This window comes from Pseudochrobactrum sp. AO18b, assembly GCF_000409565.1.
In the GTDB taxonomy this organism is placed as follows: domain Bacteria; phylum Pseudomonadota; class Alphaproteobacteria; order Rhizobiales; family Rhizobiaceae; genus Pseudochrobactrum; species Pseudochrobactrum saccharolyticum.
This window is the reverse complement of the sequence record NZ_ANNO01000019.1, coordinates 1-8,350: the sequence shown is the minus strand read 5'-3', so window position 1 is coordinate 8,350 and position 8,350 is coordinate 1. Positions and strand designations below refer to the sequence as shown.

The following is an 8,350-nucleotide window of genomic DNA, read 5'->3' as shown; positions in this document are numbered from 1 at the left end:
GTTGGGGTCGAGGGTTCGAATCCCTTCGCCCGCTCCAGTTTGGTTAGACTTCAAAAGCCGCGCAACAGCGCGGCTTTTTGCTTTTCAGATCTGATAGATCAAAATGTGCTAGCTTAGCTGAAAGTCTCACGGTTACAGTGCGGTCACTAATTTAAAAATTCGCGAAACTTAAAATCACGGTGTCAATAAGTTGCATCATAGTACAGTAGAGTTCATAATATCCACAAATGATATTTTAAAATCATAGTGATACCGGTCGTACCAATAACTTAATTCATATCTTGAATATGAAAATCTATAAATAGGATGACAATTACACAAGCCGTAGGCCCTGTGTAATTGCCATCCTAATGCCTTTTAGAGATCTACTTGCGTGTAAGCGGGATGACCGTCCCTCCTTGAGAACCACTCCCCGCTCGCTTTGGTGGATTTGCTTTAAACTCAACAATGCGCGCTGATTCAAGTTTTAGCCAGCCCGAAGGCAATGCCGATAGACTTTCAACATCGTGTGGGAACAGAGGGAGGTCATGGCATAGTGCCTCTTTGCTCAATTGTCCCGCATCAACCAATGCCTTGAATATATCGGAAAGCAGGGTTGGCTTCTGCAACGGCCAAACATCATCGTATGGCTCACCCTTGGACGAATAACCTTTCGAACTGTAAACTTTAAAAAGTCTCTGAGAACTATCAGGATCCAATATATTTAAGCGTTTCAAACGCATGATCTGGGCTTTAATGGATACCTTCCACCGCGCTTTAAGGCGTTCGAGCTCCCAAATAGCCGTAGTGTCAATCTCCACGCTAAACTGGCTGGCAGGCAACAGGAAAGCAGACGCAAAACTGTGTGCCTGCTCTTCGATAAGCTTGAAATTCTCTTCGAACTCACTTTCAGTAACTGCACGGTGGAGAAGAATGTGTCCCAGTTCATGGGCTGTATCGAACTGCCTTCGGGCAAACGACTGCTTATCGTTGGCCAAGAGAATATAAGGTCGACCATCCCCACCCCAGCGGCTTAGGCCATCCAGCCTATCCGTTTCCATCTGCTCTGCCGCAACAACGATACCTATGCCCTCAACAAAGGTTACCATGTCTAAAACTGGGCGAAGTCCAAGGCCCCAATGTTCACGGACTTCTTGCGCGATTCCTTCTATGTCTTCATCTCGGAGAGACTTAAAGCTTCTGCCCCGCAAAAGATCGGGAACATTAACTTCAGGTAGATATGCATAATGCTCGGCAACGGCTGTTATGTCTTCTAACCACGCCAAACGAGCTTGCTGGACAAGCCTGTCACTTTTGAGCGCACCTGCAAACGAGCGAAAGAATGATGGACCAGCGCCATCTAAACGCGACGTTAAAAAAAAGTCCGCAGGAACAGAAAGAATGGTGGCGAGTTCGGACAGTGCTTGCGGCTCTGGGTAAGAGTCACCTTCTTCCCAACGTTGAACTGTACTAGCGGCACGCTGCATCATGTCGGCAAGAGCCTTGCGTGAGGAAATCCCCCGCGCATGCCGCGCTTCTGCCAACTTGGCTCCTACAAATGTCTGAATTCCACTACGCACTTCTCATCCTAATTCAATTCTCGCTCTGCTCGTTTGACGTTTCTCCGTTTGTGCTCTTGAAGCCGCCTTTAACCGGTTTAAACCTTACCGGTCGCTTAGCGGACGTAGTGCTTTCCGCTCCATAGCCAGCTAAAAACTCATCAAGATCGGCCTGATAAATGAACACTTCTTGCTTGCTGTCCAAAACGGAAAGCGTAAGAGATGCTATTTTTCCCAGCACATGCGGATCGCGCCTCACCATAATAATGACCATTCGTTGCCGATCATTGAACATTTCCGGCGGATGGAAAAAATCTGGAGAAAGCCCGCGATTCTGATAACAAAGAGCTCGTCGAGTTGCGTTTTTTACAGGCGTGTCTGAAAGCTCTTTATGAGACGCGAAACCGACCATTGTGTGGCTGAACGCACCAGTCGTTAGATGTATAGGGGAAAGCTTTACCTCATCTGGCTTATACTCAACCGGCACAGATTTAACAAATTCAGCACCATTTCTTGCAAGTATCTGTTCAAAGGCTTCGTCTATGATACTATGCCGAATAAGCCCAACAGATCGGCTTTGCCGATAGCGAGAGAGGGGCAACCCATCTGGTATAGCTTTGTGAGAAGTACTCACAGCAATATCAGCCTGCTCCGCAGCCCGAGGAAACAATGTCTTCACCTCAACAAGCAAATTACGCGGTATATCTCGCCGTATCGCAGCTTCAAACTCAAATTTACGCTCATCGGGAATCATGTAGCTTTCCTTATGCGGACCATGTCGATTTTGCATTAAACGGAAAAAGAACATAAAATTTTGCACTTTGCAAGGTTTGCAATCGATTATCCCGCACTTTAAACGCGGTAAAGGAAAAATTTAACGCGGATAAAGAGCTCAGAAACAAGCCACTATCCCGACCACGCTAGGCCGCAGATAAAACATCGCCTTTTGCAGCACCCAAAATCGCAGCATATCGCTTATTATAGTCGGCGATAATTTCTACGAATGCGGTCAACAGTGGCTCAAATTGGCTGAAATCAATCGTTGCTCGATGGGGAGAGACAACTTTTGTGGCGAATTCGTTCTTGCCATAATAAATACTCAAATCGAATTTCTTATTACTCGGATTAAAGCTCCGGCCATCTATCTGCTGTGCACGAACTGAAGCATCGAACAGATCCTCAATGGCGACATGCCCAGTAGTTTTGGGTACCGGAGCCAAGTAAAGGTTTTCATATACGTGATAGAATGGTTCCATACCGTTTACGGGATAGCCAAGAATGTTACTGAGGTGGGCAAAAATTTTCGTTGACGCCGCATCATTATCTACAACCATGATAACTGGGTGTCGTGCAATGTGTTTAAAGGACGAGATACGCGATCGATATGAACTGAGAAGCTTATGCATCTCGTCAGTGCCGCCTGACAAACCTTGAAACAACGCGCTACGTGTATTGTAATGGAAAAAATCTAACGCTGCCGTGGCGGGGATAGATGGGTTAACGAGTGACGGAAACTTTGCAGCAAGGCTTTTAATCGCGGAACGGATGTAAATATTATCAGTTTTGCCTTCGCCAATGATCCGAGGGCGGAGGATCCCATAAAAAGCCTGGTAGTCGAGAAACTTGCCGTATAGCGAACTAAACCCCGGCTGATCTTCTTTGAAAAACTCAGCGTTTTTGAGACTTCGCACCTGATGAATGAAGCCGAGCATTCCATCTAAGGTCTCATTCTTAATAGGGTTATTTCTGGTATCTGCTCCATTATAAGCATATCCGTGAACAAACAGATGATGACACATTGCACGTGCCTGCCTGTAGTATTCATGACGAACGTTGAGCTTCTGATTAACAATAAGCCCTGTAGTATCTTGCCGAGAATCGCGGCGCTGCATCCTTGACTTGTCGTGATTAACTTTGAAGCCTGCGCGATAAACTTCACGCAAAACAGCATCTCCCGCCACCCACTTATCATGACTACCTCGAACGAGGCGCGCAATGGCTGCGGGGAACTCTTTTTCATTGGTCGAAAACGTGATATCGTCGGCGTATCTCGTATAAGTGCAATGCAATTTATTTGCTAGTTTGTTCAGCTTAATATCGAGAAGATGAGTTATCAGGTTGGAGATGACCGGCGAGCATGGACTACCTTGCGGCAAGTGGTTCTTATGGCAAGCAATTTGGGCAATTATCGCGGCGGTTTTCGGGGCGAGCTCAAAATTCCGGTCTTTGATTAGAAAACCATAAACCCGACCAAAATTAATTGAATGGAAAAAATCCTTTAAATCGATGTTAAACACCCAGCGCTTGTTACGGTGAAGGGCTGCGTTTGTTATTATAGAGAAGCCAGGTTTGAAACCGTGAGCGAGAACTCTTGCCTTTGTAGTGCGTTTTCCCTCCATTTCGGATTCAATCCGCATAAGCAGATTAGCTAGCCGTGACTGCAGAAGCTTCAAACGGGAATTCGGAGCTTCTATCAATCGCCGTCCGCCATTCTTTTTGGGAATTGTGAAGCAGCTATAAGGAGTGTTCGGTCGATACCAATATAGGGTATGAGAAACAAACTCGCCTTTAAGCTTGAGCAGCCTAGCCAGTTGCGGGAGATTTTTTGTATTTCTTAAAGCGCTCAGATCGGACATTAGGGCTTGCGGACACTCGTTTGCCAAGTTATCGGACGATCCGAGAACAGTCCGTAAGGAATGCATGGGCAATGGCCCGCGCATTGGTATCAACTATCGCGAAGCACAACAGCAGAATCTATCCGCAAGCCTTAAAAACAATAATTTAGATTTGCTGCAATAAGTCAAGAAGTTGAGTAAATAATACCTGTGTCTATTTGGAGATAAAGTCCCCTTGTGTAAGTGAAGACCTTGCAATACTGATTCATATCTGAATTCAGTGCCGTTTGGTGAGCCCCTGAAATTCAAAGTTTCGGATTATCTAAAACTCGTATAATCTGGTGCGGATCGGCCCCGATTGCCCGACTAACCGCTAGAAATTCGGCAACATCCAGCCTACGCTCGCCCTGTTCAAATTTTGACACAAAGGTTTGGCGCTGGCCGAGCCGCTTTCCCAGTTCCACCTGTGTTATGCCCGCGTCTTTTCGAGCTACAATAAGCAACTCAATCAGTCTACGATAAACGTCGGATTGAAAAGATGACAAACGGAGCCGCCAATTTATTGAACCAGCGACCTATTTGAACCCAATTTTAGAATACCCCAAATTCGGGTAATTTGACATACTGAGCACACTGTTTGATTCGGGAGGTGTGCTTGAAGCATCAATATATCGGGGACATAAACGACTATAGGAAGTACGCCTTACTACGAGCATTGGCGGCGGACGGAGCCAATTCGATAGCAGTATGCTGGATGCTAACACCGGATGACGGGCGCACTGATGGGAACAAGCTCAGCTACTTGCAACAACCGGATGGGTTCCGCCATTTCGATCCGGACTTGTTTGATATTCTGGCCCATGCCGCTGGTGCATCCGATCGCCGCCGTTTACAGGTGGTAGAAGGCAGCGGGGCAATCCCGCAGGCAACGTATTTCAACGAACTATTGCCGGACGACATTGCTGGGCGGCAGACATTTATGGAGCGCTGTGCCGCTGCGCTTGGTCATACCGATCTCGTTTTCTTCGACCCCGATAATGGCTTGGAAGTGTCTCTACAGAAAGGCCGAAAAAATTCGTCTAAGTACCTCTATTTGGACGAAGCCGCCGCATTCTACGGTATGGGCCAATCGCTGCTGATCTACCAGCATTTTCCACGTATTGAGCGAAACGCTTTTATAGCTCAGCGTTCGGAACAGCTACGCGCCAGTGCGCCGGGCTGTTCAATGTGGGCGTTCACCACTGCCCATGTAGTGTTCTTCTTGATTCTGCATCCCCGTAGCCCTGAACGCTTGCGGCTTGCTGCCGAAGCTGTGGCGCATCGTTGGAAGCAACGCTTTATCAAAGCTCAATATCTCGAAGATGAAACGCTGACAGGGGATAATTGACGGCGATCTTCCGTCATGTTTTTTTGGAATTCTTATTAATTTCAACAGGATAGAAACATGATCACCCTGAAGTCACTGACTTTTGTTGCGCCCGCATTTGCCTTAGCCGCCTGCACTTCGTCCAGCGCCGTGCGAACCTCCGCTAACACGGCCATCATTCAAACCAGTGCAGCCCCCGTTTGTGGCAGTACAGGCGCAGCCAAGGTCGCTCAAATGCAAGCGGCTATCGAAACTATCAAAGCCGGATATGACCGCTATATCATCGTCGATGCTAGAAGCGCCAACAATGTCCAGATGGTTCAAACACCCGGCTCTTATAAAACATCGGGCTATATCAATAATGGCCATTACAGCGGAACAACGACTTACCAACCGGGCATTCCCGTGATTTATGGTCGTCACGAACAGGCATTCGCGATCTATATGTTCCGTGACGGTGAACCCGGAGCGCAACGCGCCATCCCAGCCCGGCAGACACTTGGCCCCAAGTGGCAGGAAATGGTGAAGAGCGGGAAGAGCAACACCTGCGCATAGTTGCGATTTGACTAGTGTACCTAGGTATGCGGCCAAACGGGTTCGCAAGCCAGATTGGGTCCCTTGTAACTGTCCAACAAGACGGTTTGTGGGGGGGGATGCGAACAATCCCGCCCAGCTCCGTATCGAAAGGCAGTGCAGCTATGCCTGCGGCGCTGCCGGTACGCCGTGCCACGGGAACGCATACGCGAAACCATCAGGCACTGGGCCAGCTATATACATAGCGGACGGGTGGCAGGACCCGTCCTCAGCCCGCCTCCCCGCCATGCAGACCAATGTGGCAGTGCTGCATCAATCGAACTTGGGCTAATATTATGAATTTACGTGAATAATTGTGCTTGAGTTTTCGGCGTTTTTTCCTTCTGGGGAACAGTCAGGAGAACGCAATGCACATTATGGTGAGAGACAAGCGTAACGGCGCGGAGGAATGGATTCCCTTGGAGCAAGCCGCTGAACTTATGGGAATTGCCGCCGACGAAATTGACGGTGCACTGGAAGAATTCGGCGAATGCGAAGGCGGAGACTATATCGCTCTCCAACCGGAATAAGCAGCAGCCGAAAACAATCAAAAGAACAAATGGGCGGGCGTCGGCAACAATCGACGCCCCCTTTATCTTATCCAGCGTAAGCGCGGTCCAGCGCTTCGATAGCAACATCGGCATTGCGGACAGCCTGCGTATAATGACCAAGCGTCACGGTGGGATTGGCGTGGCCCGCAATCTTTGCCACCAGCCCAACCTCGATCCCTTCCGCCTGCAAGGTGGAAATGAACGAGTGTCGCGCCGAATGGGGTGTCACGTAAGGCACATTCAATTGTTTGAACGCTGGCACCCAAAACCGCTTCCGAAAATTCTGGTATAGCAACGCTCCTCCGCCGCCAAGACGCGGCAACGGCCATGCCTGTAGCCTTCCCGGCCCCGGAAAGACTCTATGCAGTTCCCCCTTCCTGCGAGGACAACGTACACGCCAAGCTAATAACATCTCGCGCAGCATCGCACTCATAGGAACTTCTCGCGTTCCGGCCTCTGTCTTAGTCGTCTCCGTCAACGACCCGTCGCGCTCTTGAATGCGACAGATGCGAATAATATTCTTCTCAAAGTCGACACCACACCACAACAGACCCAATTGTTCAGATGGACGCGTACCGGCAAGGAACGGAAAGGCATAATAGATGCCGCATTCTGGATCCAGTTTGGCGGCAGCAATAAGCTTGGCGATATGTTCCGGCGTAAGAATTACACGCCGCTGACGCGTTCGGGCGCGTACAAGCCCACTCGGCATGGATGGTGCACGGACCAAGAAGTCTTCCTCCGCAAGGGCCAGAATAGATTTAAGTTGGCTTTTGGCGCGGTTTGCGGTGTAAGTGCCGCATTGTTCCGCTATGGTTTTATACCATGCGCGTATCATCGCAGTGGTAAGTTCCGTTAGTTTGACATCGCCCAGCAATTTCACGAAGCGAGCAGACTTTGGGGGAACGCCATTCTCCGTGTATTTTGCACGCTCTTGCGCCGTTCCGATTAACAATGGCCCCCGGATCGCACCATTAACCACGACCTTATAACCTTGAAACGTCGATGACTTCACCTTGGTTTCCCGGTCTTCCAGCCAATGGTCGATGGCTTGCGAAACAGTCGGTGCTTTTCGTTCGTCCATATACCGGCCATCCATAACCTTGACCAAAAGATCATTGCGGAAGGCTTCAGCGTCCTTCTTACGATTGAAGGCTCGGCGGCGGCGCTTTTTCAAGATCGAATCTTTGTACTCACAATACCACTGCGGATATTCGGCAATAGTTCCATCGCTCAGCTTGCGACGACGCGTGGTGCTGGTAATTGAGATATTGAAGTCTTTCATTTTATTGCTCGCATTTGACAAAAATTACGAGAAAAACACGGAGAAACAACCAGCACAATTAATCGTCAGTTGTCTGGAAAAGCCTAGAAATAGCTCGAATCGTAACCACCGTGTAACCTCTGCATGTTGCTGAAAGGCGAGACCGCGAGACGACGCGGTCCTCAATGGATTCGATTCCTCCCTCACCGAGGTTGAAATCGCCGCTCAAGCCCCTTGCAGAACTCTCACGACAACTGGCGACTACAACTTGGAACAGCAGCGGCGCGGGACGGTGAAGCCCAGCAGCAGTGTTCCAGTAGCCCACACGGACGGCCAGTCGCCCGGTAGGCAGCGTGGCTGCGGCACGCAGGAATACCGAAGTGCCGCTTCACTGTGGCGGGTGGCGGTAGTGGCACGCCACACCTACGGTCCCGGCCACTCAG

8 protein-coding genes are annotated in these 8,350 nt (G+C 49.3%); 3 read left to right on the top strand and 5 right to left on the bottom strand.

Annotated features, from left to right (window positions below; translation table 11 throughout):
• Positions 1 to 365: 365 nt before the first annotated feature.
• The 4 genes from A918_RS0100995 to A918_RS0100975 form a co-directional block, all read right to left on the bottom strand.
• Positions 366 to 1,523 (bottom strand): ImmA/IrrE family metallo-endopeptidase, encoded by a 1,158-nt coding sequence (locus tag A918_RS0100995; RefSeq protein WP_198013257.1) that lies wholly within the window; start codon positions 1,521 to 1,523, stop codon positions 366 to 368.
• A gap of 49 nt (positions 1,524 to 1,572) precedes the next feature.
• Positions 1,573 to 2,292: a hypothetical protein gene (locus A918_RS0100990; protein WP_022709249.1), complete on the bottom strand. Its 720-nt coding sequence runs from the start codon at positions 2,290 to 2,292 to the stop codon at positions 1,573 to 1,575.
• A 166-nt stretch (positions 2,293 to 2,458) separates the two neighbouring features.
• A complete protein-coding gene (locus tag A918_RS0100985; RefSeq protein ID WP_022709248.1) occupies positions 2,459 to 4,174 on the bottom strand; it encodes a retron Ec67 family RNA-directed DNA polymerase/endonuclease in 1,716 nt (571 codons plus the stop codon).
• Between the two features lie 284 nt (positions 4,175 to 4,458).
• Positions 4,459 to 4,656 (bottom strand): helix-turn-helix domain-containing protein, encoded by a 198-nt coding sequence (locus A918_RS0100975; RefSeq protein WP_256377851.1) that lies wholly within the window; start codon positions 4,654 to 4,656, stop codon positions 4,459 to 4,461.
• A gap of 152 nt (positions 4,657 to 4,808) precedes the next feature.
• Here A918_RS0100975 and A918_RS0100970 point away from each other — a divergent pair, with 152 nt between their 5' ends.
• The 3 genes from A918_RS0100970 (at position 4,809) to A918_RS21635 (ending at position 6,622) form a co-directional block, all read left to right on the top strand.
• On the top strand, positions 4,809 to 5,540 hold the full coding sequence (locus A918_RS0100970; RefSeq protein ID WP_022709245.1) for a hypothetical protein: 732 nt from the start codon (positions 4,809 to 4,811) through the stop codon (positions 5,538 to 5,540).
• A gap of 57 nt (positions 5,541 to 5,597) precedes the next feature.
• The gene (locus A918_RS0100965; RefSeq protein WP_022709244.1) at positions 5,598 to 6,074 is read left to right on the top strand and encodes a hypothetical protein; all 477 of its coding nucleotides are present in this window, start codon (positions 5,598 to 5,600) and stop codon (positions 6,072 to 6,074) included.
• A 386-nt stretch (positions 6,075 to 6,460) separates the two neighbouring features.
• Positions 6,461 to 6,622, top strand: a complete 162-nt coding sequence (locus A918_RS21635; protein WP_022709243.1) for a hypothetical protein — start codon at positions 6,461 to 6,463, stop codon at positions 6,620 to 6,622.
• A gap of 67 nt (positions 6,623 to 6,689) precedes the next feature.
• On the opposite strand, the gene A918_RS0100955 is transcribed toward A918_RS21635, so the two are convergent.
• Positions 6,690 to 7,928, bottom strand: a complete 1,239-nt coding sequence (locus A918_RS0100955; protein WP_022709242.1) for a site-specific integrase — start codon at positions 7,926 to 7,928, stop codon at positions 6,690 to 6,692.
• Positions 7,929 to 8,350: the final 422 nt, after the last annotated feature.